This window comes from Citrobacter sp. Res13-Sevr-PEB04-36, assembly GCF_015672735.1.
Lineage (GTDB): Bacteria > Pseudomonadota > Gammaproteobacteria > Enterobacterales > Enterobacteriaceae > Citrobacter.
In genome coordinates, this window is record NZ_JADABY010000065.1 from 40,239 (window position 1) to 65,978 (window position 25,740).

At 52.1% G+C, this 25,740-nt stretch carries 29 protein-coding genes; 23 read left to right on the forward strand and 6 right to left on the reverse strand.

Annotated elements, in window-relative coordinates:
• Positions 1–184 precede the first annotated feature (184 nt).
• The 8 genes from hflK to IMQ48_RS18555 all read left to right on the forward strand — a co-directional run bounded on the left by hflK (position 185) and on the right by IMQ48_RS18555 (position 9,820).
• Entirely contained in the window at positions 185–1,438 is a 1,254-nt protein-coding gene (gene hflK / locus IMQ48_RS18520) for an FtsH protease activity modulator HflK (protein WP_196210171.1), read from the forward strand.
• Positions 1,439–1,440: 2 nt separating this feature from the next.
• Complete coding sequence (gene hflC / locus IMQ48_RS18525; protein WP_115259618.1) at positions 1,441–2,445, forward strand: protease modulator HflC; 1,005 nt, start codon at positions 1,441–1,443, stop codon at positions 2,443–2,445.
• A gap of 82 nt (positions 2,446–2,527) precedes the next feature.
• Positions 2,528–2,725, forward strand: coding sequence for a DUF2065 domain-containing protein (locus tag IMQ48_RS18530; RefSeq protein ID WP_181498871.1), 198 nt, complete (start codon positions 2,528–2,530; stop codon positions 2,723–2,725).
• A gap of 102 nt (positions 2,726–2,827) precedes the next feature.
• Complete coding sequence (gene purA, locus IMQ48_RS18535; protein WP_096758583.1) at positions 2,828–4,126, forward strand: adenylosuccinate synthase; 1,299 nt, start codon at positions 2,828–2,830, stop codon at positions 4,124–4,126.
• A 217-nt stretch (positions 4,127–4,343) separates the two neighbouring features.
• Complete coding sequence (gene nsrR, locus IMQ48_RS18540; RefSeq protein WP_096758582.1) at positions 4,344–4,769, forward strand: nitric oxide-sensing transcriptional repressor NsrR; 426 nt, start codon at positions 4,344–4,346, stop codon at positions 4,767–4,769.
• A 38-nt stretch (positions 4,770–4,807) separates the two neighbouring features.
• Entirely contained in the window at positions 4,808–7,270 is a 2,463-nt protein-coding gene (rnr, locus tag IMQ48_RS18545) for a ribonuclease R (RefSeq protein WP_196210172.1), read from the forward strand.
• A gap of 76 nt (positions 7,271–7,346) precedes the next feature.
• Positions 7,347–8,078 (forward strand): 23S rRNA (guanosine(2251)-2'-O)-methyltransferase RlmB, encoded by a 732-nt coding sequence (rlmB, locus tag IMQ48_RS18550; protein WP_196210173.1) that lies wholly within the window; start codon positions 7,347–7,349, stop codon positions 8,076–8,078.
• Positions 8,079–8,197: 119 nt separating this feature from the next.
• Complete coding sequence (locus IMQ48_RS18555; protein WP_196210174.1) at positions 8,198–9,820, forward strand: isovaleryl-CoA dehydrogenase; 1,623 nt, start codon at positions 8,198–8,200, stop codon at positions 9,818–9,820.
• A 93-nt stretch (positions 9,821–9,913) separates the two neighbouring features.
• Here the strand turns inward: IMQ48_RS18555 and yjfN are convergent, their stop codons facing one another.
• Positions 9,914–10,189 (reverse strand): DUF1471 family protease activator YjfN, encoded by a 276-nt coding sequence (gene yjfN, locus IMQ48_RS18560; protein WP_135912687.1) that lies wholly within the window; start codon positions 10,187–10,189, stop codon positions 9,914–9,916.
• A 147-nt stretch (positions 10,190–10,336) separates the two neighbouring features.
• Positions 10,337–10,666 (reverse strand): biofilm peroxide resistance protein BsmA, encoded by a 330-nt coding sequence (gene bsmA / locus IMQ48_RS18565; RefSeq protein WP_196210175.1) that lies wholly within the window; start codon positions 10,664–10,666, stop codon positions 10,337–10,339.
• 181 nt (positions 10,667–10,847) lie between these two features.
• Between bsmA and yjfP the strand changes: the two genes are divergently transcribed.
• The gene (gene yjfP, locus IMQ48_RS18570) at positions 10,848–11,597 is read left to right on the forward strand and encodes an esterase (RefSeq protein ID WP_196210176.1); all 750 of its coding nucleotides are present in this window, start codon (positions 10,848–10,850) and stop codon (positions 11,595–11,597) included.
• On the opposite strand, the gene ulaR is transcribed toward yjfP, so the two are convergent.
• Together ulaR and ulaG are read right to left on the reverse strand one after the other, a co-directional pair.
• Complete coding sequence (gene ulaR / locus IMQ48_RS18575; RefSeq protein WP_096758569.1) at positions 11,594–12,349, reverse strand: HTH-type transcriptional regulator UlaR; 756 nt, start codon at positions 12,347–12,349, stop codon at positions 11,594–11,596. The genes yjfP and ulaR overlap by 4 nt on opposite strands.
• A 107-nt stretch (positions 12,350–12,456) precedes the next feature.
• Positions 12,457–13,521 (reverse strand): L-ascorbate 6-phosphate lactonase, encoded by a 1,065-nt coding sequence (gene ulaG / locus IMQ48_RS18580; protein ID WP_196210177.1) that lies wholly within the window; start codon positions 13,519–13,521, stop codon positions 12,457–12,459.
• A gap of 366 nt (positions 13,522–13,887) precedes the next feature.
• Between ulaG and ulaA the strand changes: the two genes are divergently transcribed.
• The 6 genes from ulaA to IMQ48_RS18610 are packed head-to-tail and all read left to right on the forward strand — an operon-like array spanning position 13,888 to position 18,297.
• Positions 13,888–15,285: a PTS ascorbate transporter subunit IIC gene (gene ulaA / locus IMQ48_RS18585; protein ID WP_196210254.1), complete on the forward strand. Its 1,398-nt coding sequence runs from the start codon at positions 13,888–13,890 to the stop codon at positions 15,283–15,285.
• A 15-nt stretch (positions 15,286–15,300) separates the two neighbouring features.
• Positions 15,301–15,606, forward strand: a complete 306-nt coding sequence (ulaB, locus tag IMQ48_RS18590; protein WP_135323398.1) for a PTS ascorbate transporter subunit IIB — start codon at positions 15,301–15,303, stop codon at positions 15,604–15,606.
• A gap of 9 nt (positions 15,607–15,615) precedes the next feature.
• On the forward strand, positions 15,616–16,083 hold the full coding sequence (ulaC, locus tag IMQ48_RS18595) for a PTS ascorbate transporter subunit IIA (RefSeq protein WP_196210178.1): 468 nt from the start codon (positions 15,616–15,618) through the stop codon (positions 16,081–16,083).
• Between the two features lie 13 nt (positions 16,084–16,096).
• The gene (ulaD, locus tag IMQ48_RS18600; RefSeq protein ID WP_196210179.1) at positions 16,097–16,747 is read left to right on the forward strand and encodes a 3-keto-L-gulonate-6-phosphate decarboxylase UlaD; all 651 of its coding nucleotides are present in this window, start codon (positions 16,097–16,099) and stop codon (positions 16,745–16,747) included.
• A 9-nt stretch (positions 16,748–16,756) separates the two neighbouring features.
• On the forward strand, positions 16,757–17,611 hold the full coding sequence (gene ulaE, locus IMQ48_RS18605) for an L-ribulose-5-phosphate 3-epimerase UlaE (protein WP_196210180.1): 855 nt from the start codon (positions 16,757–16,759) through the stop codon (positions 17,609–17,611).
• Entirely contained in the window at positions 17,611–18,297 is a 687-nt protein-coding gene (locus IMQ48_RS18610) for an L-ribulose-5-phosphate 4-epimerase (RefSeq protein ID WP_196210181.1), read from the forward strand. The genes ulaE and IMQ48_RS18610 overlap by 1 nt, the downstream gene beginning before the upstream one ends.
• 133 nt (positions 18,298–18,430) lie before the next feature.
• Here IMQ48_RS18610 and yjfY read toward each other — a convergent pair whose 3' ends face one another.
• On the reverse strand, positions 18,431–18,706 hold the full coding sequence (gene yjfY / locus IMQ48_RS18615) for a DUF1471 family protein YjfY (RefSeq protein WP_196210182.1): 276 nt from the start codon (positions 18,704–18,706) through the stop codon (positions 18,431–18,433).
• Positions 18,707–19,003: 297 nt separating this feature from the next.
• Here yjfY and IMQ48_RS18620 point away from each other — a divergent pair, with 297 nt between their 5' ends.
• The 6 genes from IMQ48_RS18620 (at position 19,004) to IMQ48_RS18645 (ending at position 22,432) form a co-directional block, all read left to right on the forward strand.
• A complete protein-coding gene (locus IMQ48_RS18620) occupies positions 19,004–19,768 on the forward strand; it encodes a TSUP family transporter (protein ID WP_196210183.1) in 765 nt (254 codons plus the stop codon).
• 158 nt (positions 19,769–19,926) lie between these two features.
• Positions 19,927–20,322, forward strand: a complete 396-nt coding sequence (gene rpsF, locus IMQ48_RS18625) for a 30S ribosomal protein S6 (RefSeq protein ID WP_096758559.1) — start codon at positions 19,927–19,929, stop codon at positions 20,320–20,322.
• A gap of 6 nt (positions 20,323–20,328) precedes the next feature.
• Complete coding sequence (gene priB / locus IMQ48_RS18630) at positions 20,329–20,643, forward strand: primosomal replication protein N (protein WP_196210184.1); 315 nt, start codon at positions 20,329–20,331, stop codon at positions 20,641–20,643.
• Between the two features lie 4 nt (positions 20,644–20,647).
• Entirely contained in the window at positions 20,648–20,875 is a 228-nt protein-coding gene (gene rpsR / locus IMQ48_RS18635; protein ID WP_002210155.1) for a 30S ribosomal protein S18, read from the forward strand.
• 39 nt (positions 20,876–20,914) lie between these two features.
• Positions 20,915–21,364, forward strand: a complete 450-nt coding sequence (gene rplI / locus IMQ48_RS18640) for a 50S ribosomal protein L9 (RefSeq protein WP_003025676.1) — start codon at positions 20,915–20,917, stop codon at positions 21,362–21,364.
• A gap of 141 nt (positions 21,365–21,505) precedes the next feature.
• On the forward strand, positions 21,506–22,432 hold the full coding sequence (locus tag IMQ48_RS18645) for a DMT family transporter (RefSeq protein ID WP_196210185.1): 927 nt from the start codon (positions 21,506–21,508) through the stop codon (positions 22,430–22,432).
• Positions 22,433–22,514: 82 nt separating this feature from the next.
• On the opposite strand, the gene IMQ48_RS18650 is transcribed toward IMQ48_RS18645, so the two are convergent.
• A complete protein-coding gene (locus tag IMQ48_RS18650) occupies positions 22,515–23,165 on the reverse strand; it encodes an OapA family protein (protein WP_196210186.1) in 651 nt (216 codons plus the stop codon).
• A 219-nt stretch (positions 23,166–23,384) separates the two neighbouring features.
• Between IMQ48_RS18650 and fklB the strand changes: the two genes are divergently transcribed.
• On the forward strand, positions 23,385–24,005 hold the full coding sequence (gene fklB, locus IMQ48_RS18655) for an FKBP-type peptidyl-prolyl cis-trans isomerase (protein ID WP_196210255.1): 621 nt from the start codon (positions 23,385–23,387) through the stop codon (positions 24,003–24,005).
• A 308-nt stretch (positions 24,006–24,313) separates the two neighbouring features.
• Positions 24,314–25,723 (forward strand): D-serine/D-alanine/glycine transporter, encoded by a 1,410-nt coding sequence (cycA, locus tag IMQ48_RS18660; RefSeq protein ID WP_196210187.1) that lies wholly within the window; start codon positions 24,314–24,316, stop codon positions 25,721–25,723.
• Positions 25,724–25,740: the final 17 nt, after the last annotated feature.

Sequence of the window (25,740 nt, forward strand, 5' to 3'; positions counted from 1 at the left end):
ACGGATATGGCCTGAAGATTTTTTCGCCTCTATACCTTGTGGATTTAGTGCGGCAGGAAGGCGGCAAGTTCTGAAATCCCAGGAGCATAACCAACTATGTGACTGGGGTTGAGGGATGTAGCCAACGCATCTGCAGCGCAAAAGGCGCAGGTATAGCATCGCATAACAAATATGGAGCACAAACATGGCGTGGAATCAGCCCGGTAATAACGGACAAGACCGCGACCCCTGGGGAAGCAGCAAACCTGGCGGCAACTCTGAGGGAAATGGAAACAAAGGTGGTCGTGATCAGGGTCCTCCTGATCTTGATGATATCTTCCGCAAGCTGAGTAAAAAACTTGGCGGTCTGGGGGGCGGTAAAGGTACAGGCTCTGGTGGCGGTAGTTCATCGCAAGGTCCGCGCCCGCAACTGGGTGGCCGAGTCTTTACTATTGCTGCGGCAGCTATTGTCATTATCTGGGCAGCCAGCGGTTTCTATACCATTAAAGAAGCGGAACGCGGCGTGGTGACACGCTTCGGTAAATTCAGCCATCTGGTTGAACCGGGTCTGAACTGGAAACCGACATTTGTGGATACCGTCACGCCGGTGAACGTTGAAGCCGTGCGTGAACTGGCGGCTTCCGGTGTGATGCTGACTTCTGACGAAAACGTCGTGCGCGTTGAGATGAACGTGCAGTACCGCGTGACCGACCCGCAGAAATATCTGTTTAGCGTGACCAGTGCTGATGACAGCCTGCGTCAGGCAACCGACAGTGCACTGCGTGGGGTTATCGGTAAATACACCATGGACCGTATCCTGACCGAAGGGCGTACCGTTATTCGTAGCGATACCCAGCGTGAACTGGAAGAGACCATTCGTCCATACAACATGGGTATCACCCTGCTGGACGTCAACTTCCAGGCAGCACGTCCGCCGGAAGAGGTGAAAGCAGCATTTGACGATGCTATCGCGGCGCGTGAAAACGAGCAGCAGTATATTCGTGAAGCAGAAGCGTATACCAACGAAGTACAGCCGCGTGCTAATGGTCAGGCGCAGCGTATTCTTGAAGAAGCGCGTGCATACAAAACACGAACCATCCTGGAAGCACAGGGTGAGGTGGCGCGTTTTGCCAAAATCCTGCCGGAATATAAAGCCGCACCGCAAATTACTCGCGAGCGTCTATATATCGAGACCATGGAAAAAGTACTGAGCCATACTCGTAAAGTGCTGGTTAACGACAAGGGTGGCAATCTGATGGTTCTGCCGTTGGATCAAATGCTAAAAGGCGGCAACGCTCCGGCAGCCAAGAGTCAGAGCAGCTCAAACCTGCTGACTCTGCCGCCAGCATCGTCTTCCAGTACGGGAGCAAGCAACACCTCGTCCACCAGTCAGGGCGATATTATGGACCAACGCCGCGTTAACGCGCAGCGTAACGACTACCAGCGTCAGGGGGAATAACGATGCGTAAGTCAGTTATTGCGATTATCATCATCGTTCTGGTAGTGCTGTTCATGTCTCTCTTTGTGGTCAAAGAAGGCGAGCGTGGTATTACTCTGCGCTTTGGTAAAGTTCTACGTGACGATGACAACAAACCGCTGGTTGTTGCTCCGGGCCTGCACTTCAAGATTCCATTTATTGAATCCGTGAAGATGCTTGATGCGCGTATTCAGACCATGGACAACCAGGCCGATCGCTTTGTCACCAAAGAGAAGAAAGACCTGATCGTTGACTCCTACATCAAGTGGCGTATCAGCGACTTCAGCCGTTACTACCTGGCAACGGGCGGTGGCGATGTTTCTCAGGCAGAAGTGCTGTTAAAACGTAAGTTCTCTGACCGTCTGCGTTCTGAAATCGGTCGTCTGGACGTAAAAGACATCGTTACCGACTCTCGTGGTCGCTTAACGCTGGAAGTCCGTGACGCGCTGAACTCAGGTTCTGCAGGTACGGAAGACGAAGTCGCAACTCCAGCGGCGGACAGCGCGATCGCCGAAGCGGCTGAGCGTGTTCAGGCTGAAACCAACGGTAAAGTACCGGTCATCAACCCGAACAGTATGGCGGCGTTGGGGATCGAAGTGGTTGACGTGCGTATTAAGCAAATCAACCTGCCTGCTGAAGTGTCTGAGGCTATCTACAACCGTATGCGCGCTGAGCGTGAAGCGGTAGCGCGTCGCCATCGTTCACAAGGTCAGGAAGAAGCGGAAAAACTGCGTGCTACAGCGGACTATGAAGTCACCAAAACGCTGGCAGAATCTGAGCGTCAGGGCCGTATTATGCGTGGTGAAGGCGATGCAGAAGCCGCTAAGTTGTTTGCGGATGCATTCAGTCAGGATCCTGATTTCTACGCCTTCATCCGTAGCCTGCGCGCTTACGAGAAGAGCTTTGAAGGTAATCAGGACGTGATGATCATGAGCCCGGATAGCGATTTCTTCCGCTACATGAAGACGCCGAGCAACGCAACACGCTAAACTCGCACCCGCGGTTTTAAACCAGCAAAACCACCAGCATCCCCAGGGATGCGGTGGTTTTCTTTTTAGATAAGGACAACGGATGAACTCAACAATTTTGTTGGCACTCGCGCTGGTTTTGGTGCTGGAAGGTCTGGGTCCGATGCTTTATCCCAGTGCCTGGAAGAAAATGATCGGGGCAATGGCGCAACTTCCTGAAAATATTTTGCGGCGTTTTGGTGGAGGTCTTGTGGTTGCGGGTATCGTGGTCTACTACATGTTGAAGAAAACGATTGGCTGATCAATAAGTAGACTAATTTGCGGATTTCCGCATGCAAAAAGTGCTGTATATCTGAAAAAGCGGTGGTAGAATCCATTTTTAAGCAAACGGTGATTTTGAAAAATGGGTAACAACGTCGTCGTACTGGGCACCCAATGGGGTGACGAAGGTAAAGGGAAGATCGTCGATCTCCTGACTGAACGGGCTAAATATGTTGTGCGCTACCAGGGTGGTCACAACGCAGGCCATACTCTCGTAATCAACGGTGAAAAAACCGTCCTCCATCTTATTCCATCAGGTATTCTTCGCGAAAACGTGATCAGCATCATCGGTAACGGTGTTGTGCTGTCTCCGTCCGCGCTGATGAAAGAGATGAAAGGACTGGAAGACCGTGGGATTCCTGTCCGTGAGCGCCTGCTGCTGTCTGAAGCGTGTCCGCTGATCCTTGATTATCATGTTGCGTTAGATAATGCGCGTGAGAAAGCGCGTGGCGCGAAAGCGATTGGTACCACTGGTCGTGGTATCGGGCCAGCTTATGAAGACAAAGTAGCTCGTCGCGGTCTGCGCGTTGGCGATCTGTTTGATAAAGCAACCTTCGCTGAAAAACTGAAAGAAGTGATGGAATATCACAACTTCCAGCTGGTGAATTTCTATAAAGTTGAAGCTGTTGACTACCAGAAAGTGCTGGATGATGTGATGGCGATTGCCGACATCCTGACTTCTATGGTTGTTGATGTCTCCGACCTGCTGGACCAGGCGCGCAAGCGTGGCGATTTCGTCATGTTTGAAGGTGCGCAGGGTACGCTGCTGGATATCGACCACGGTACCTATCCGTATGTAACGTCCTCCAACACCACCGCAGGTGGCGTGGCGACTGGCTCCGGCCTGGGCCCGCGTTATGTGGACTACGTTCTGGGTATCATCAAAGCCTACTCTACTCGTGTAGGTGCGGGCCCGTTCCCGACCGAACTGTTTGATGATGTCGGCGAGTTCCTGTGCAAGCAGGGTAACGAATATGGCGCGACCACCGGCCGTCGTCGTCGTACCGGCTGGCTGGACTCCGTTGCTGTGCGTCGTGCAGTACAGATTAACTCCTTGTCTGGCTTCTGCCTCACCAAACTGGACGTACTGGACGGTTTGAAAGAGGTGAAGATCTGTGTGGCTTACCGTATGCCGGATGGTCGTGAAGTAACGACTACCCCGCTGGCCGCTGATGACTGGAAAGGCATTGAGCCGATTTACGAAACCATGCCAGGCTGGTCTGAATCCACCTTTGGTGTGAAAGAGCGTAGCGGTCTGCCACAGGCAGCGCTGAATTACGTCAAACGTATTGAAGAGCTGACCGGTGTGCCGATTGATATTATCTCAACTGGCCCAGACCGTACTGAAACCATGATTCTGCGCGACCCGTTCGACGCATAATAGTGGTTTGTAGCGTAGCGTCGAATGGCGCTGCGCTTGCTTTATCATAGGCCGGATGAGATGCATTGCATCGATATCTGGCTTAAAATCACGTAAGTTCCTCGCTTTTTTCCTTCCCGAACTGAAATAAATTAGCGACCTGGCTGGTGGCTGGTTTATCATCAATATAATTAATACTACCAGGCTTATCCGTTTTATCCTTTTTCCTGAGGTTGATGTGCAGTTAACAAGTTTCACCGATTACGGATTACGTGCGCTAATCTACATGGCGTCGCTACCCGAAGGACGTATGACCAGTATTTCTGAGGTGACAGAAGTCTACGGCGTGTCCCGTAATCATATGGTCAAAATAATCAATCAACTTAGCCGTGCTGGCTTCGTTACTGCTATTCGTGGAAAAAATGGCGGTATCCGCCTGGGCAAAGCGGCTAAGGATATTGGTATTGGTGATGTGGTCCGCGAGCTGGAGCCGTTGACGTTGGTCAACTGTAGTAGCGAGTTTTGCCACATTACCCCTGCCTGTCGACTCAAACAGGCGCTTTCTAAGGCAGTGCAAAGTTTTCTCACGGAACTGGACAACTACACACTTGCCGATTTGGTTGAAAAGAATCAACCGCTTTATAAATTATTGCTGGTGGAGTGACGAAAATCTTCATCAGAGCTGACAATGGAGGAACCTCGATGTCACATGATCCTTTCCAGGAACGCGAAGCAGAAAAATACGCGAATCCCATCCCGAGCCGGGAATTTATCCTCGAACATTTAACTAAACGTGAAAAACCGGCCAACCGCGATGAGCTGGCCGTTGAACTCAACATTGAAGGCGAAGAGCAGCTCGAAGCGCTTCGCCGCCGCCTGCGCGCGATGGAGCGTGACGGGCAACTGGTCTTCACCCGTCGCCAGTGCTACGCACTACCGGAGCGTCTTGACCTGCTGAAAGGTACCGTTATTGGCCACCGTGATGGCTACGGCTTTCTGCGCGTAGAAGGACGTAAAGACGATCTGTATCTTTCCAGTGAGCAGATGAAAACCTGCATCCATGGCGATCAGGTGCTGGCGCAACCGCTGGGCGCGGACCGTAAAGGCCGCCGCGAAGCGCGTATTGTGCGCGTACTGGTGCCGAAAACCAGCCAGATTGTCGGTCGTTACTTTACCGATGCGGGCGTAGGTTTTGTCGTCCCGGACGACAGCCGCCTCAGCTTTGATATCCTGATCCCACCAGAAGAGGTGATGGGCGCCCGCATGGGCTTCGTGGTGGTGGTTGAACTGACCCAGCGCCCGACTCGTCGCACTAAAGCGGTGGGTAAAATTGTTGAAGTGCTGGGTGACAACATGGGTACCAGCATGGCTGTTGATATGGCCCTGCGTACGCACGAAATCCCTTATATCTGGCCTGATGCGGTCGTTAAACAGGTCGCCGGGCTGAAAGAAGAAGTACCGGAAGAGGCCAAAATCGGTCGTGTTGACCTGCGTGATTTGCCGTTGGTGACAATTGATGGTGAAGATGCGCGTGACTTTGATGACGCAGTCTACTGTGAGAAGAAACGCGGCGGCGGCTGGCGTTTATGGGTGGCAATAGCTGACGTAAGCTATTACGTTCGCCCGCCAACTCCGCTGGACCAGGAAGCGCGCAGTCGCGGGACTTCCGTTTATTTCCCGTCACAGGTTGTCCCGATGTTGCCGGAGGTGCTGTCTAACGGATTGTGTTCGCTCAACCCGCAGGTAGACAGGCTGTGCATGGTTTGTGAAATGACCATCTCCACGAAAGGGCGTCTGACGGGCTATAAATTCTATGAGGCGGTGATGAGCTCCCACGCGCGTCTGACCTACACCAAGGTCTGGCATATGCTGCAGGGTGATGAAGAACTGCGTGAGCAATACGCACCGTTGGTGAAACACATTGAAGAGCTGCACAATCTCTACAAAGTGCTGGATAAAGCCCGTGAAGAACGCGGCGGTATCTCGTTTGAGAGCGAAGAGGCGAAGTTTATCTTCAATGCCGAACGTCGCATTGAACGTATCGAGCAAACGCAGCGTAACGATGCGCACAAGCTGATCGAAGAGTGCATGATCCTGGCGAACATCTCAGCGGCGCGATTTGTTGAGAAAGCCAAAGAGCCGGCACTGTTCCGTATTCACGACAAACCGACGACTGAAGCGATTACCTCCTTCCGTTCCGTGCTTGCGGAGCTGGGACTGGAGCTGCCGGGCGGCAACAAACCCGAGCCGCGCGATTACGCCGAGTTGCTGGAGTCGATTGCCGATCGACCTGACGCAGAGATGCTGCAAACCATGCTGCTGCGATCGATGAAGCAGGCGATTTACGATCCTGAAAACCGCGGTCACTTTGGTCTGGCACTGCAGTCTTATGCGCACTTTACCTCACCGATCCGTCGTTACCCGGACCTCTCCTTGCACCGTGCGATCAAGTATCTGCTGGCGCAGGAGCAGGGCCACAAAGGCAACACTACAGAAACCGGTGGCTACCATTACTCAATGGAAGAGATGCTGCAACTGGGTCAGCACTGTTCTATGGCTGAGCGGCGTGCAGATGAAGCCACGCGCGATGTTTCTGACTGGCTGAAGTGTGACTTCATGCTGGATCAGGTCGGTAATGTCTTTAAAGGCGTCATTGCCAGCGTGACCGGCTTTGGCTTCTTTGTTCGCCTGGATGAACTGTTTATTGACGGTCTGGTGCATGTCTCCTCGCTGGATAACGACTACTATCGCTTCGATCAGGTAGGGCAACGCCTGACCGGTGAATCAAGCGGTCAGATGTATCGTCTGGGCGATCGCGTCGAAGTGCGTGTAGAAGCGGTCAACATGGACGAGCGTAAAATCGACTTTAGCCTGATCTCCAGCGAACGTGCCCCGCGCAACGAGGGGAAAACTGCGCGTGAAAAAGCGAAAAAAGGCGATGCGGGTAAAAGTACTGGTAGACGTCGTCAGACGGGTAAAAAGGTGAATTTCGAGCCGGATAGCGCATTCCGCGGTGAGAAAAAAGGCAAAGCCAAACCTCAAGCGGATAAAAAAACGGCTGAGAAAAAAGGCGATAAAAAAGCGAAAAAGCCATCGACAAAAACGCTTAAAATCGCAGCCGCCACCAAAGCCAAACGTGCGGCGAAAAAGAACGTCGCGCAATAACAGTGATAAACAGTAAGCCGGGCACGATAAGTACGCTGCCCGGTGTTACACCTAAACTATCTTAACGAGTACATTCATGAGTGAAATGATTTACGGCATCCATGCGGTGCAGGCCCTGCTTGAGCGTGCGCCTGAGCGCTTTCAGGAGGTCTTTATTCTCAAAGGGCGTGAAGACAAACGCTTGCTGCCGCTGATCCATGCCCTGGAAGCACAGGGTGTTGTCATCCAGTTGGCGAATCGCCAGTTTCTGGATGAGAAAAGTGAGGGTGCGGTTCATCAGGGGATTATTGCCCGTGTGAAGCCAGGTCGTCAGTATCAGGAAAACGATCTGCCGGATCTTATCGCCTCACTCGAACAACCATTCTTTTTGATCCTCGATGGTGTCACCGATCCGCACAACTTGGGTGCTTGTCTGCGTAGCGCAGACGCTGCCGGGGTGCATGCGGTTATTGTACCGAAAGATCGTTCTGCACTGCTGAATGCGACGGCGAAAAAAGTGGCTTGTGGCGCTGCAGAAAATGTACCGCTGATCCGCGTGACCAACCTGGCACGCACCATGCGCATGCTGCAGGAAGAGAATATCTGGATCGTCGGGACAGCAGGCGAGGCGGACCATACTCTGTTCCAGAGCAAAATGACCGGCCGTATGGCGCTGGTGATGGGTGCTGAAGGCGAAGGTATGCGTCGTCTGACTCGTGAACATTGCGATGAACTGATCAGTATTCCGATGGCGGGGAGCGTTTCATCGCTTAACGTCTCTGTTGCGACAGGTATTTGCCTGTTTGAGGCCGTTCGCCAGCGCGGGTAATTGATTCCCCATTCTCTCAAGCCATCCTCCGGGATGGCTTTTTTGTGACCGCTATCCCAGGCACTCTCTTTGCTGAATGACCATACTTATGGTTACAGCCATTGACGGAGGGAGACACAATGCATTGGCAAACGCATACCGTTTTTAACCAACCTGTTCCGCTCAATAACAGCAATTTATACCTATCGGATGGGGCTCTGTGCGAAGCGGTCAATAGAGAAGGGGCGAGCTGGGACAGCGATCTCCTTGCCAGTATTGGTCAGCAGTTAGGCACTGCGGAATCGCTCGAGCTGGGCCGGTTGGCCAACGCTTATCCACCTGAACTGCTACGATATGATCCTCAGGGGCAGCGGCTGGATGATGTGCGATTTCATCCCGCCTGGCATTTACTGATGCAGGGATTGTGCGCCAACCGTGTGCATAATCTTGCCTGGGAAGAGGATGCGAGGCAGGGGACGTTTGTTGCCCGAGCAGCGCGCTTCATGCTGCATGCGCAGGTGGAAGCGGGAACCCTGTGCCCGGTGACCATGACCTTTGCTGCTACGCCGCTGTTACTCCAGATGTTACCTTCGCAATTCCATGACTGGCTGACGCCGCTGCGTAGCGATCGCTACGATTCGCATCTTCTACCCGGTGGGCAAAAACGCGGCCTGCTGATTGGTATGGGGATGACGGAAAAGCAGGGCGGCTCGGATGTGCTGAGCAATACCACCCAGGCAGAACGTCTGGCGGATGGCGCGTATCGGCTGGTGGGGCATAAATGGTTTTTCTCGGTACCGCAAAGTGACGCCCATCTGGTGCTGGCGCAGGCCAGGGGAGGATTATCCTGCTTTTTTGTGCCGCGATTCTTACCTGATGGCCAGCGTAATTCCATCCGTCTTGAGCGCCTGAAAGATAAGCTAGGCAATCGCTCTAATGCCAGCTGTGAGGTCGAGTTTCAGGACGCAATAGGCTGGCTGCTGGGAGAAGAAGGTGAAGGTATTCGCCATATTCTGAAAATGGGCGGCATGACGCGTTTTGACTGTGCGCTGGGGAGCCACAGTATGATGCGCCGCGCTTTTTCTGTCGCCATTTATCATGCGCATCAACGCCAGGTATTTGGCAAATCGTTGATTGAACAACCGATGATGCGACAGGTATTAAGCCGCATGGCGCTTCAACTGGAAGGTCAAACTGCGCTACTGTTTCGCCTGGCGCGGGCCTGGGATCGTCGAACCGATGCGAAAGAAGCGCTGTGGGCCCGGTTGTTCACTCCGGCGGCCAAGTTTTCCATCTGCAAAGGCGGCATGCCGTTTGTTGCAGAAGCCATGGAGGTGCTTGGCTGTGCAGGCTATTGCGAGGAAAGTGAACTGCCGCGTTTATACCGTGAGATGCCGGTAAACAGTATCTGGGAAGGGTCTGGCAATATTATGTGCCTTGATGTGCTGCGGGTATTGGCGAAACAACCCGGTATGGTCGACATGCTCAGTGAGGCCTTTGCTGAGGTCAAAGGGCAGGACAGACATTATGATCGGATGGTGCGTAAGCTGCAGCAGAATTTACGTAAACCCACAGAGGCGCTGGGGCGGGAAATTACGCAGCAGCTTTTTCTGCTAGGCTGTGGGACGCAGATGTTGCGCTATGCTTCTCCACTCGTGGCGCAGGCCTGGTGTCAGATGATGCTGGATACGCGCGGCGGGATGAAGTTGTCTGAACAGGTACAGAATGATTTGCTACTGCGGGCAACGGGGGGATTACGTTAGCAGCTTGCCTGATGGCAACACTGGCATATCTTATCTGGCCTACACCCTTCTTTGCGATGTAGGCCGGATAAGCGAGCGTCATCTGGCGGAATATTACGCATAGAGTATGGCCTGAACGCGCCAATTATCGGGCTGCTGTTCTTCGTACATTTGAATGATCCGATACCATGAGGCACCTTGCTCATCCGCTTTTAACGCTACAACGCGCTCTACATCCTGCGGATTTCCCGCAATGTTACTGACGGATATCTGACCAATTTCGTTGAGACCCGTTACGCAGTCAGCACTGGCGAACTCGGCAGACTGTGCCGTGGTATCCACCATTCCAGCAGAAAGCAGCAGTGAGGATAAGGCTAGTGATTGTTTCATCGTCAGCTCCATTATTCGTACCCCTACACGTGGCAGGGCATTCCATCGCGAGAATAAACCTCCAGCTCCCTGCTGTCGGTTTATTGTGCACAGGAAAACGCATAGGGGCGCAAAGCAATGTAAAACTGACTAAATTTCAACCCAATGTTATTTACGATACAAAATAGCTTGTGAATACCATTGGCCAGTTACGATGGTCTCATCGACTAATAAGACAACGTAATAATCAGCTTTAGCCGCGACGGCTTTGGCTCGGATCTCTGCCAGCGCATCATCCGGAGAACCTCTAACCAGCGCGCTCACTGTCCCTATTCGCTGCAAGCCATTACTCTGGTCGCGGCGAATTTCTTGCGGGTGATCGGCTACGGGCGGTGCCGGTTGTGGCGTACCTTGCAGCACGCTACAGGCGCTTAACAACATCACCAGCATCAAAGAGGCAAACCGACGCATAACTCTATCTCGTTTCCTGATAGCCATAGTGTAGTGCCTTATTAATTTCCCTTTAGGGGAATGTTCCCGAATTGTTATCTCTCACGCGATTTTCGAATGAAAATGTTGCGAAAGCGTAACCCAGTTCTCAACATTATGAATCATTGCCGCACACATTCACTTGCGTTAAGTATTTCGCCATGGCATACCAGAAAAAAAGAGGCGACAAATGATAGAAATTGAAACACGACAGCTGGTGGGGATCCCTGTCCTGCACGCATTTCCTGCGGATAAACGCGACCGTTCACTCCCCTGCGTTATCGTCTACCACGGGTTTACCTCTTCCAGTCTGGTCTACAGCTATTTTGCCGTCGCACTGGCACAGGCCGGGTTTCGGGTCATCATGCCCGATGCGCCCGAACATGGCACGCGCTTCCACGGTGATGTGCAGGAAAGAATGCACCGATTCTGGCAGATATTGCAGCAAAACATGCAGGAATTTACGGCTTTACGTGCGGCGCTGGTGGCAGAAAATTGGTTGCTGGATGAGCGCCTTGCGGTGGCTGGAGCATCCATGGGGGGGATGACGACGCTGGGTATTATGGCACGCCATTCCGACGTGAAATGTGCAGCCTGCCTGATGGGGTCGGGCTATTTTACTCAGCTCGCCCATACGCTTTTTCCGCCGGTATTGGCACAGACGCCGGAGCAGCAGGCGGAATTTGACGCGATTATCGCGCCACTTGCTGACTGGGAGGTGACGCATCAACTGGAACGCCTGGCCGACAGACCGCTGCTGTTGTGGCATGGTCAAGACGACGACGTGGTGCCGGCGATGGAAACCTTCCGCCTGCAGCAGGCATTGATCCAGGCAGGTCTGGACAACTTACTGACCTGCCAGTGGGAAGCGGGCGTACGGCATCGCATCACGCCAGAAGCGCTGGCCGCGACAGTCGCGTTTTTCCGCCAACACCTCTAAACGCGCAGAATAGTCACGCCCTGTGCTTCCAACTGTTGCAGGATCTCAGGGTTCGCATTTTTGCCGGTAATCAGCATGTCGATTTGATCGGCACGGCTGAACAGCATGCCCGCGCGCTCACCGACCTTGCTGCTATCGACCAGCACCACCAGTTTGCCGACCACATTAAGCATTTTTTGTTCTGCCATCGCGGTTAGCATATCGGTTTTATACAACCCATCAGCGGTCAATCCTTTACCGCTGGTAAACATCCAGTGTCCGGCATAAAGGCTATTTTCGCTGCCTTGCGGACTCAGCGTGATGGACTGGCTCTTGTTGTATTGCCCTCCCATGATGATCACACTTTCATGTTCCTGGTCGATCAGAAAATTCGCCAGTGGCAGGTAGTTGGTGATGATCTGCACCGGCTTGCCACACATTTCGCGGCCAAGCAGGAACGCCGTTGATCCACAGTTGATCACCACGCTTTCACCCGCGTTAACTAACTGGGAAGCTGCTTTGGCTATCCGCACTTTTTCGTCGTGGTTTTGCGCCTGATGCAGGTTCATTGGGGTCCAGCGCGGGCGCTGCTGGGTAATGGCTTCAGCGCCATTACGGACTTTCTTGAGCTTACCGCTTTCGTCGAGCTTGTTGATATCCCGGCGTGCCGTGGCCGGTGAAATCCCCAGACGCTCAATCACGTTCTCAACGGTAACAAAGCCCAATTGCGCCAGCATATCCAGCAATATTTGATGTCTTTGTGCTTCAGTCATGAGCTATTCCGATACAAATTGATTTGAAAAGATGATATTTGAAATAGCCTGAAAATACTAAGATAAATGGGTAAAAATGCCGGGAAGACCCGGCATTTTAAGTGCAATCACAGGAAGGATTTAAACGGTAAGTCCGGTTCAATCGTGAAGCAGTCTTCAAAGCCGCGTGGGTAGTGATATTCAAAATTATCTTTGTCCAGCGGCCAGGTAAACTTGCCGCCAACCTGCCAGATAAACGGTTTGAAGCCATATTTCAGTCGGTCTTTTTTCATCTCCCACAGGACGCGGATCTCCTGAGGATCGGCCTGGAAGTTAGACCAAATATCATGGTGGAACGGGATAACCACCTGGGTTTTCAGCGCTTCTGCCATGCGCAGCATATCGGAACTGGTCATTTTGTCGGTGATACCGCGTGGGTTCTCACCGTAGGAGCCCAGTGCGACGTCAATCTGATGCTCATTACCGTGCTTCGCATAGTAGTTGGAGTAGTGGGAATCACCACTGTGATACAGCGTGCCACCCGGCGTTTTGAACAGGTAGTTAACTGCACGAGCATCCATACCATCAGGAAGGACACCTGCCGCTTTTTGATCCGCAGGCAAGGTGATCAATGCGGTGCGATCAAATGCGTCGAGCGCATGAATTTCAATATCTTTTACTTTAACCACGTCACCTGGTTTCACCACGATGCAGCGTTCTTTTGGTATGCCCCAGCCTACCCACAAATCCACACAGGTTTGCGGCCCGATAAACGGGACATCATCGGCACAGTTCTGCATGACGGCGGCGGCAACGTTCACGTCTATGTGATCGTTATGATCGTGAGTAGCAAGGATGGCGTCGACCTGGCGGATGGCGAAAGGATCGAGAACAAACGGTGTAGTGCGCAGGTTTGGCTGGAGTTTCTTCACGCCAGCCATACGTTGCATCTGATGGCCTGTTTTCATCAGCGGATTACCGTGGCTCTGCTTGCCTGTTCCGCACCAGAAGTCGACGCAGACGTTAGTCCCACCTTCCGATTTCAGCCAAATTCCGGTACAGCCCAGCCACCACATCGCAAAGGTGCCCGGCGCAACCTGTTCTTGTTCGATCTCTTCATTCAGCCAGCTACCCCACTCCGGGAACGTGCTCAGGATCCATGATTCACGCGTGATACTTTTTACTTTACTCATCGCATTTACCTTCATGTTTGTTCAAGTTGAATCAAAGTGTGATTTGTTTTGATTAATCCTGACACCATTTCATCAAAATGGCAATGTATGATTTTTCAGCATAAAGAGAGCCGATAGGTAATAGTTACAATGATATAAAGTAATTCTTTATTAGAAATTATTTGTATTTTATTGTTTTTATTGATTTTATTTTTATTCGATTGAATGTAGTAAAAACCATTTCATTCGTAAGTGAATAATTTGCGTACTGCATCACATTTAATCAAATTCAATCTTGATGTGATTACTTTTGAAAATTAGAGTGGAGGCACAACATCCTGGGCATCTGTAATGAATGTTCAGCAACTTCGTCTACTGGAGATCGTTATGGAGATCCTCTACAACATCTTTACCGTGTTCTTTAATCAGGTCATGACCAACGCCCCGCTGCTGTTGGGTATTGTGACCTGTCTTGGCTACATCCTGTTGCGTAAAAGTGTCAGCGTTATTATCAAAGGCACAATCAAAACGATCATCGGCTTTATGCTGCTGCAGGCGGGGTCCGGTATCCTCACCAGTACATTCAAACCGGTGGTGGCGAAGATGTCCGAGGTTTACGGTATCAACGGGGCGATTTCCGATACCTACGCCTCGATGATGGCGACCATCGAACGCATGGGTGACGCCTATAGTTGGGTGGGCTATGCGGTGCTGCTAGCGCTGGCGTTGAACATCTGTTACGTCCTGCTGCGGCGGATTACCGGTATTCGCACCATCATGCTGACCGGGCACATCATGTTCCAGCAGGCGGGATTGATTGCGGTCTCCTTCTATATCTTCGGCTATTCCATGTGGACCACCATCATCTGCACGGCGGTGTTGGTGTCACTCTACTGGGGTATCACTTCCAACATGATGTACAAGCCGACGCAGGAAGTGACTGACGGTTGCGGTTTCTCTATTGGTCACCAGCAGCAGTTCGCGTCGTGGATTGCTTATAAAATCGCGCCGTATCTGGGCAAAAAAGAAGAGAGCGTTGAAGACCTTAAGTTGCCAGGCTGGCTGAATATTTTCCACGACAACATCGTCTCGACAGCGATTGTGATGACCATTTTCTTCGGCGCGATCCTGCTTTCCTTCGGTATTGATGTGGTGCAGACGATGGCGGGGAAAACCCACTGGACGGTATATATCCTGCAAACTGGTTTCTCGTTCGCGGTGGCTATTTTCATTATTACTCAGGGCGTGCGTATGTTCGTCGCTGAACTCTCTGAAGCCTTCAACGGCATCTCCCAACGCCTGATCCCTGGGGCGGTACTGGCAATCGACTGTGCGGCAATTTATAGCTTCGCGCCAAACGCTGTGGTTTGGGGCTTTATGTGGGGCACCATTGGCCAGTTGATTGCTGTCGGGATTCTGGTTGGCGTCGGCTCCTCCATTCTGATAATTCCTGGCTTTATCCCGATGTTCTTCTCTAACGCCACTATCGGCGTGTTTGCTAACCACTTTGGCGGCTGGCGTGCGGCGCTCAAGATTTGCCTGGTGATGGGGATGATTGAAATCTTCGGCTGCGTCTGGGCGGTGAAACTTACCGGTATGAGCGCCTGGATGGGCATGGCTGACTGGTCAATTCTGGCACCGCCGATGATGCAGGGCTTTGCCTCCATTGGGCTGATCTTTATGGCCGTCATTATTGTGATTGCACTGGCTTATATGTTTTTCGCAGGACGCTCGTTGCGCGCTGAGGAAGACGCAGAAAAACAACTGGCAGAACAGTCTGCTTAATAAGGAGTTCCGATTATGACCGTACGTATTCTGGCTGTATGTGGTAATGGGCAGGGCAGCTCCATGATCATGAAAATGAAAGTGGACCAGTTTTTAACCCAGTCAAATATCGACCACACGGTGAACAGTTGCGCGGTGGGAGAATACAAAAGCGAATTGAGCGGCGCGGATATCATCATCGCCTCCACCCATATCGCAGGTGAGATTACCGTTACCGGCAACAAATACGTGGTAGGCGTACGCAACATGCTGTCACCTGCTGACTTTGGTCCGAAGCTGTTGGAAGTGATCAAAGAACATTTCCCGAAGGACGTGAAGTAAGGACGCACCATGAAATTACGTGATTCGCTGGTGGAAAATAACTCCATCCTTTTACAGGCTGACGCCGGCACCTGGCAGGAAGCAGTAAAACTGAGCGTTGATCTGCTGGTTAAGGCTGATGTGGTTGAGCCGCGCTACTACCAGGCCATTCTGGATGGCGTTGCCCAGCATGGTCCCTATTTTGTGATAGCACCGGGTCTGGCGATGCCGCACGGGCGCCCGGAAGAAGGTGTGAAGAAAACCGGGTTTGCGCTGGTGACCCTGAAAACGCCGCTGGTCTTCAACCATGAAGATAACGACCCGGTCGATATCCTGATAACCATGGCGGCGGTTGATGCCAATACCCATCAAGAAGTGGGCATCATGCAGATCGTCAATCTGTTTGACGATGAAGCTAACTTCGACCGTTTACGCGCCTGCCGCACCGCGCAGGAAGTGCTGGATTTAATTGATAACGCCAACGCGGCGGCTGTTTAAAAGGAACACCAAAATGTCATTACCTATGTTGCAGGTTGCGCTGGATAACCAATCCATGTCTTCCGCGTATGAAACAACGCGTCTGATTGCTGATGAAGTGGATATTATTGAAGTCGGCACCATTCTTTGCGTGGCAGAAGGCGTGCGTGCGGTTCGTGACCTGAAGGCGCTGTACCCGCATAAAATTGTACTGGCGGATGCCAAAATTGCTGATGCGGGCAAAATTCTCTCCCGTATGTGCTTTGAAGCCAACGCCGACTGGGTGACGGTCATCTGTTGTGCGGATATCAACACTACCAAAGGTGCGCTGGACGTGGCGAAAGAGTTCAACGGCGATGTGCAGATTGAACTGACTGGCTACTGGACCTGGGAACAGGCGCAGGAATGGCGTGATGCTGGTATTAGACAGGTGGTATATCACCGCAGCCGTGATGCGCAGGCCGCTGGCGTGGCATGGGGTGAGGCGGACATCAGTGCCATTAAACGACTGGCGGATATGGGCTTTAAAGTTACCGTAACCGGCGGCCTGGCGCTGGAAGATCTGCCGTTGTTCAAAGGCATTCCGATTCACGTCTTTATCGCCGGTCGCAGCATTCGCGATGCGGCTTCGCCGGTTGAAGCCGCTCGTCAATTTAAACGCTCTATTGCTCAGCTTTGGGGCTAAGGAGCGGTTATGCTGTCGAAAAAAATTCCGCTCGGCATCTATGAAAAAGCCCTCCCTGCCGAGGAGGGCTGGCAAGAACGCTTGCAGTTGGCAAAAGAGCTGGGTTTTGACTTCGTCGAGATGTCGGTGGATGAAACCGACGCCCGTCTGTCGCGGTTGGACTGGAGTCGCGAGCAACGTCTGGCGTTGGTCAATGCTATCGCTGAAACCGGTGTGCGGGTGCCGTCTATGTGCCTGAGCGCACATCGTCGTTTCCCGCTGGGCAGCGAAGATGACGCGGTACGTGCGCAGGGTCTGGAGATCATGCGTAAAGCGATCCAGTTCGCCCAGGACGTCGGTATTCGTGTTATTCAACTCGCGGGTTACGACGTTTACTATCAGGAAGCCAACAACGAGACGCGCCGCCGTTTCCGTGATGGGTTGAAAGAGAGCGTTGAGATGGCGAGCCGCGCACAGGTGACGCTGGCGATGGAAATCATGGATTACCCATTGATGAACTCGATCAGCAAGGCGCTGGGCTATGCGCACTATCTGAATAACCCGTGGTTCCAGCTCTACCCCGATATCGGCAATCTGTCGGCCTGGGATAACGACGTGCAGATGGAACTACAAGCCGGAATCGGGCATATCGTCGCTGTACATGTGAAAGACACCAAACCTGGCGTTTTCAAAAACGTGCCGTTTGGTGAAGGGGTTGTCGATTTTGAACGCTGTTTCGAAACACTCAAGCAAAGCGGCTATTGCGGGCCATACCTGATTGAGATGTGGAGTGAAACGTCAGATGACCCTGCGACTGAAGTAGCGAAAGCGCGTGATTGGGTGAAAGCGCGTATGGCAAATGTAGGTCTGGTGGAGGCGGCGTAATGCAAAAGCTCAAACAGCAGGTGTTCGAAGCCAATATGGATCTGCCGCGCTATGGCCTCGTGACCTTTACCTGGGGTAACGTCAGCGCTATCGATCGTGAACGTGAGCGGGTGGTGATCAAGCCCAGTGGGGTCGCCTATGAGAGCATGACCGTTGACGATATGGTGGTGGTGGATATGTCTGGGTGCGTGGTGGAGGGCGGTTATCGTCCTTCTTCCGATACCGCAACCCATCTGGCGCTGTACCAGTGTTATCCATCGCTTGGCGGTGTGGTACATACCCACTCTACCCACGCTACCGCATGGGCGCAGGCGGGGCTGGCGATTCCGGCACTGGGAACCACCCATGCGGACTACTTCTTTGGCGATATTCCCTGCACCAGGGCATTAACGGAAGAAGAAGTGCAGGGCGAATATGAATTGAATACAGGTAAGGTGATCATCGAAACGCTAGTCGACGTTGAGCCGCTACATACACCGGGCATTGTGGTCTATCAGCATGGCCCGTTTGCCTGGGGTAAAGACGCCTATGACGCGGTGCATAATGCGGTGGTGATGGAAGAGGTGGCAAAGATGGCGTGGATTGCGCGCGGCATTAACCCTGGACTTAATCCGATCGACGATTACCTGATGAATAAACACTTCATGCGTAAGCACGGTCCGAACGCCTATTACGGACAGAAGTAAGAAAAATGTCCCGGAGCTAAATCTTTAAGGGGATGTTATCGGTCTGGCTCCGTGGGCGTTTTACAAAAAAAAGCCCCCAATCAAGGGGGCAAGTCAAACTGTGGCAATGTTCTCGTTGGTTATTTCTGAGTAGCTAGCGATAAATATCCGCGCTGGCGTGCATATTTCCGTTACTACCGGGTTCCCTGGTGAGGATCACATGATAGTAGGTTGCGCCTTGCGCATCGGTCTCTTCATTCAGGGCCTGATTTGCTTCACTTTCAGTGGCGAAGTTATGGTTTATGTAAATCACGCCTAAGCTCTGCACATCATCCATATTCCTGGCCTGACGATGGGTAATCTCAATGGCTGCTATTGCATTTGCACTGAGCAAAAGCACAGCCAGAAGGGTCAACACACGGGCTCGCATAGGTACCTCCTCGACTGCCGTCTCTGGTTAGCTCTCTCCTGCGAGTGGATAACTTCTGATTTAATTTTAATCACAATTGACTGCGTCGATAGCGACCATTTCTGATGCAGTTGTTCAAAAAATTACCGCATAGCCGACTTTTCTTTAATTAACAATCAGCTGATACCTTCCGCTGCGGTTAAAAATTCCTGTTTTCCCAGCATAAGCTCTTACCAAATGGTCAATTTAACCAGGCGAGTACGCCGTTTATAGTGAGCTGAAAAATAATATAACTTCATGATTATAAGGCAAAAACTTATGGATACTTCATTCATGGATTTCAGCTACTTCGTGATTATGTTTATGGTTGCGCTGGTGGCGGGTTTTATTAATGTGGTTTCAGGGGGCGGTGGATTTCTCTCTATTGGCGCATTGTTGATTTCTGGGTTGCCGCCAGCCAATGCGCTGGCGACCAATAAAATTCAGGCATTGGGCAGTTCACTCACCTCCGGAATTTACTTTTTACGTCGGGGGCATATCAACGTGCAGGAACACAAGTATGTGTTCTTATCTGCCTTTATCGGTTCCGCGCTGGGTACCACGCTGATTCAGTTCATTGAGCCGGACCTGCTTAAAAAGCTGTTGCCGGTGCTGATTATCACCGTGGCCATTTATTTTATTTTTGCCCCTAATCTCAGTGAACCGAAAAGAAAACAGCAGGTATCGCTATTTCTCTTTTCACTTATCGGCGGTGGGTGCATAGGCTTTTATGATGGGTTTCTCGGCGCAGGAGCAGGTTCATTTTATACACTCTGCTATATCCTGCTGTGGGGATACAGCATCGATAAAGCGCAAATCCATTCCAATTTTATTAACCTGGCGTCGAACATCGCCTCGATTCTGTTCTTCATTTTCGGCGGTAAAATGATCTGGTCGCTGGGACTGGTGATGTTCGTTGGGCAATCTCTCGGTGCGCGTCTCGGAGCCTCGGTGGTACTGACGCGCGGGAAGAAAGTCATCCGGCCGATGATTGTGATTGTCTCGATTTGCATCAGTGTCAAAATGCTGATGGATATGTATTAATGACGGTTTGATAAATATTCATACAATCACCTTGAGTTTACCAGCTGTCGCCAGTATTATGACGCGTCATTTTTCAGCCGACCTTTAACACGTTCCTTGCCTCCATGGGCCTCGGCTGACCCAGACAGGAGGCTGAATAATCCGTAAGGAGCAATTCGATGCGTCATTACGAAATCGTTTTTATGGTCCATCCTGACCAGAGCGAACAGGTTCCGGGTATGATCGAACGCTACACTGGTGCAATCACTGCAGCAGAAGGTACGATCCACCGTCTGGAAGACTGGGGCCGCCGTCAGCTGGCTTACCCGATCAACAAACTGCACAAAGCTCACTACGTTCTGCTGAACGTTGAAGCGCCGCAGGAAGTTATCGATGAGCTGGAAACAAACTTCCGCTTCAACGATGCCGTTATCCGTAGCATGGTAATGCGTACTAAGCACGCTGTTACCGAAGCATCTCCGATGGTTAAAGCGAAAGACGAGCGTCGTGAACGTCGCGATGATTTCGCAAACGAAACCGCAGATGATGCTGAAGCTGGGGATTCTGAAGAGTAATTTCTGATGACCAACCGTCTGGTGTTATCCGGCACAGTGTGCAGGACGCCGCTTCGCAAGGTCAGCCCATCAGGAATTCCTCATTGCCAGTTCGTGCTTGAGCATCGTTCTGTGCAGGAGGAAGCCGGTTTCCACCGGCAGGCGTGGTGCCAAATGCCCGTTATTATTAGCGGACACGAAAACCAGGCCATTACTCACAGTATAACGGTCGGTAGCGCAGTAACTGTTCAGGGGTTCATTTCTTGCCACAAGGCAAAGAACGGCCTGAGCAAAATTGTTCTGCATGCCGAGCAGATTGAATTGATAGATTCTGGAGACTAGCCATATGGCACGTTATTTCCGTCGTCGCAAGTTCTGCCGTTTCACCGCGGAAGGCGTTGTTGAGATTGATTACAAAGACATCGCAACGTTGAAAAACTACATTACCGAAAGCGGTAAAATTGTCCCGAGCCGTATCACCGGTACTCGTGCAAAATACCAGCGTCAGCTGGCTCGCTGCATCAAGCGTGCTCGCTACCTGTCCCTGCTGCCGTATACCGATCGTCATCAGTAATCGGCCGCTGTCTATTAACGACTTTAAGAGGATAAGGTAATGCAAGTTATTCTGCTTGATAAAGTAGCAAACCTGGGTAGCCTGGGTGATCAGGTTAACGTTAAAGCGGGCTACGCTCGTAACTTCCTGGTACCACAGGGTAAAGCTGTTCCTGCTACCAAGAAAAACGTTGAATTCTTCGAAGCACGTCGCGCTGAACTGGAAGCCAAACTGGCTGACGTTCTGTCTGCTGCTGAAGCTCGCGCTGAGAAAATCAATGCACTGGAAACCGTAACCATCGCGTCTAAAGCAGGCGACGAAGGTAAACTGTTCGGTTCCATCGGTACTCGCGACATCGCTGACGCTGTAACTGCAGCTGGCGTTGAAGTGGCTAAGAGCGAAGTTCGTCTGCCGAACGGCGTTCTGCGTACCACTGGCGAGCACGAAGTGAGCTTCCAGGTTCACAGCGAAGTGTTTGCTAAGCTGACTGTAAACGTAGTTGCAGAATAAGTTTTTATTCTAAAAACCGCGTAAAAGCGCCGGCCTTGTGCCGGCGTTTTGCTTTTCTGCCCCCCTGTTTTCGCTCTGGCTATTCTTTATCCTTTTCGCGATAATCATAAAAATAAAACACAATTTCAAAGTGGTGATGGCATGGACACAACGCACCAACCTCTGTTCGCGCGTAAAAACGTGGTCTATCTGAGCGCGGCATTTTGCTGCCTGCTATGGGGGAGCGCCTATCCGGCGATTAAAAGCGGATATGAAATATTCCAGATTGCCACCGACGATATTCCGTCAAAGATTGTTTTTGCCGGATACCGCTTCTTATTTGCAGGATTATTACTGTTGCTGCTGGCGATGGCGCAGCGCAAACCCATTGGTAGGTTAAGTCCACGCCAGTTTGGTCAGCTTACGCTGCTGGGACTGACACAAACATCACTGCAATACATCTTCTTTTATATTGGTCTGGCATTCACCACGGGCGTGAAAGGCTCAATCATGAACGCCACCGGAACGTTCTTTAGCGTGTTGCTGGCCCACTTTATCTATCAGAACGACAAGCTGAGCTACAACAAAGCGTTGGGCTGCATTCTGGGCTTCACTGGCGTGATGGTGGTGAATTTTAACAGCGGGCTGATGGATTTCAGCTTTACCTTGTTAGGAGACGGTTCGGTAGTGATGGCGGCCTTTATTCTCTCTGCCGCTACGCTATACGGAAAACGTATTTCGCAGACGGTTGACCCGACGGTAATGACGGGGTATCAGCTGGGGATGGGCGGTCTGGCTCTGGTTATCGGTGGCTACGCTTTTGGTGGGACGCTCACCGTACACGGCTCTGCGTCAGTGGCAATCCTGGGCTACCTGACGCTGCTCTCCTCGGTGGCCTTCGCACTGTGGAGTATTCTGCTCAAATACAACCGCGTGGGAATGATCGCGCCGTTTAACTTCCTGATCCCGGTCTCTGGCGCGGTGCTGTCGTCGATTTTTCTTGGCGAGAACATTCTCGAATGGAAATACGCAGTGGCGCTGGTGCTGGTATGTTCGGGGATTTGGTGGGTGAATAAGGTGAAGCGGTAACACTTCACCTTGAAGTCTGATGGCACGGCCGACTCTCTTGTAGGCCGGGTAAGGCGAAGCCGCCACCCGGCAATCAGCACGATTAACGCGCGCGAATAAAGCTACCGTTAGGCTGGCGGGTAAACAACACCTGCTGACCGTTGCTGGTATCGATGGTTAACCCCGTGACCACGCCATTGGCATTCTGCCTGATTTGTATCATCTGACCGTCTTTCAGGTTGCTCAGCGGTTTTCCTGCGCCTTCAACCTGCGCCATGGCATACACATCGGTCGGCGGAAGGCTATGGTCACGGAATACCTGGGCCAGCGTTTTTCCGGAGTCTACACGATAGGTACGCCACTGCTGGTCAATCCCGCTATCTGGCTGGAAAGGCTGCGTCTGGGGTTGGGACTGTTGGGCTTGCGGCTGCGCGTCGGGATCGCCTTCCTGGATGGGTTCCGGTGCGACCGGCGCCATCTGACCCGGATCGTTTTGCGGAGCGACCAGTTGCGCCTGAAGCTGGGCTTCAGTAGGTGGCTGCGACTGTGACTGGAAATCCAACTGGGCATCACGCGTGACCGCAGGAGTATCGCTGGTATCGTTGGAAGGGAGCAGGAAACCGATCACCAGTATGATGGCGGCAGCAATAATGCCGCGGCGATGCATAGGCGGTAGCGGGTCCATAATGCGAAAATTGTCCGGTGCATGCCAGATTTTCGCCAGGGTTGGTTTTAATTCAAAGCGCCCGGGCATGGCTTTCCTCCTGCTCCGCGTCTCGTTCCTGAATCATAGAGTATAGATGCCTGATTCTATGATATTTGCCTTCGTGCCCGCTTTCGTGACGTCAACGCGGGATATTCCTATTGTTTATGTTTCCTCGCGATTTGTCATCTGTTCCCGAGACAAAGTTTTACCGGATGCGGCATGGCTGCTATGCTGCCCGCTACTTTACATCCGATGAAAGGAAATATGATGGCCACCCCGACTTTTGACACTATCGAAGCGCAAGCAAGCTACGGCATTGGTTTGCAGGTAGGACAGCAGCTGAGCGAATCCGGTCTGGAAGGGCTGTTGCCTGAAGCACTGGTAGCGGGTATCGCTGACGCGCTGGAAGGCAAACATCCAGCCGTACCGGTTGACGTTGTGCACCGTGCGCTGCGTGAAATCCACGAGCGTGCTGATGCAGTGCGTCGCGAGCGTTTCCAGGCTATGGCCGCTGATGGCGTCAAATATCTGGAAGAAAACCGCGAGAAAGATGGCGTAAACAGCACTGAATCCGGTCTGCAGTTCCGCGTTCTGACGCAGGGCGAAGGGGCTATCCCGGCACGTACCGACCGTGTACGCGTGCACTACACCGGTAAACTGATCGACGGTACCGTGTTCGACAGCTCCGTTGCCCGTGGTGAACCGGCTGAATTCCCGGTTAACGGCGTTATCCCTGGCTGGATTGAAGCGCTGACCCTGATGCCAGTGGGTTCCAAATGGGAACTGACCATTCCTCAGGAGCTGGCTTACGGTGAGCGTGGCGCGGGTGCGTCCATTCCTCCGTTCAGCACCCTGGTATTCGACGTTGAGCTGCTCGAAATCCTGTAAGCAGTGACTTCTGTTCCCCTCAGCCTTGGGGGGAACAGAAAAATAGCGTGAAAAGCTATAGTTATACCAATGTCGATATTTTATCTTGCAAATGTCGTACTTGCGCGTATTTTTGTGAGCTGATTCGCGCTATCAGAGTGATATGACACTCACTTTAAACATAAAATTAACATTATATCTAAATCTTAGTATTCATCCCGCCAATTCTTACCTAATATCGATGAGTCCTGATAACAGGATCGTCGTATCATAGACACACCAAAGGCCGTAGAGCCTGAACAACACAGACAGGTACAGGAAGAAAAAACATGGTAGATCAGGTAAAAGTCGAAGCCGTTGAAGAGGCTTCGTCTGAACAGTCGCTGCGGCGCAATCTCACAAACCGTCATATTCAACTTATTGCCATTGGTGGCGCTATCGGTACCGGCCTGTTTATGGGCTCCGGGAAAACCATCAGCCTCGCCGGGCCGTCGATCATCTTTGTTTATATGATCATCGGTTTTATGCTGTTTTTCGTGATGCGTGCAATGGGGGAATTGCTGCTCTCGAATCTCGAATACAAATCTTTTAGTGATTTTGCCTCCGACCTGCTCGGGCCATGGGCTGGGTATTTTACCGGCTGGACCTATTGGTTTTGCTGGGTCGTGACCGGGATGGCGGACGTCGTTGCCATTACCGCGTATGCGCAATTCTGGTTCCCTGGGCTATCCGACTGGGTGGCATCACTGGCGGTAATCATTCTGCTGCTGGTCCTCAACCTCGCCACGGTGAAAATGTTTGGTGAGATGGAATTCTGGTTTGCGATGATCAAAATTGTCGCCATCGTCGGCCTGATCGTGGTTGGTCTGGTGATGGTGCTGACGCACTTCCAGTCACCTACTGGCGTTCAGGCATCGTTCACCCACCTGTGGAATGACGGTGGCTGGTTCCCGAAAGGCCTGAGCGGCTTCTTTGCGGGCTTCCAGATTGCGGTGTTCGCGTTCGTGGGTATTGAACTGGTTGGGACGACGGCGGCGGAAACCAAAGATCCGGAGAAATCCCTGCCGCGCGCGATTAACTCGATTCCAATCCGTATCATCATGTTCTACGTGTTCGCGCTGATTGTGATTATGTCCGTCACCCCGTGGGGCTCGGTGGTTCCAACCAAGAGCCCGTTTGTCGAACTGTTTGTGCTGGTCGGCTTGCCGGCGGCGGCGAGTCTGATTAACTTTGTGGTTCTGACGTCTGCGGCGTCTTCTGCAAACAGCGGTGTGTTCTCGACTAGCCGTATGTTATTCGGTCTGGCGCAGGAAGGCGTGGCACCGAAAGCGTTCGCCAAGCTGTCTAAACGTGCTGTTCCGGCGAAAGGCTTAACCTTCTCCTGTATCTGCCTGCTGGGCGGCGTGGTGATGCTGTACGTTAACCCAAGCGTGATCGGTGCGTTCACCATGATCACCACCGTATCGGCGATTCTGTTCATGTTTGTCTGGACCATCATTCTTTGCTCGTACCTGGTGTACCGCAAACAGCGTCCGCACCTGCATGAGAAGTCGATCTATAAAATGCCGTTAGGCAAGGTGATGTGCTGGGTGTGCATGGCGTTCTTTGTGTTCGTACTGGTACTGCTGACGCTGGAAGAGGATACCCGTCAGGCGCTGATCGTCACGCCGCTGTGGTTCATTGCGCTGGGGCTGGGCTGGTTGTTTATCGGTAAGAAACGTATGGCAGGTGTCCGCTAATAAAAAAAGAGCCGCGA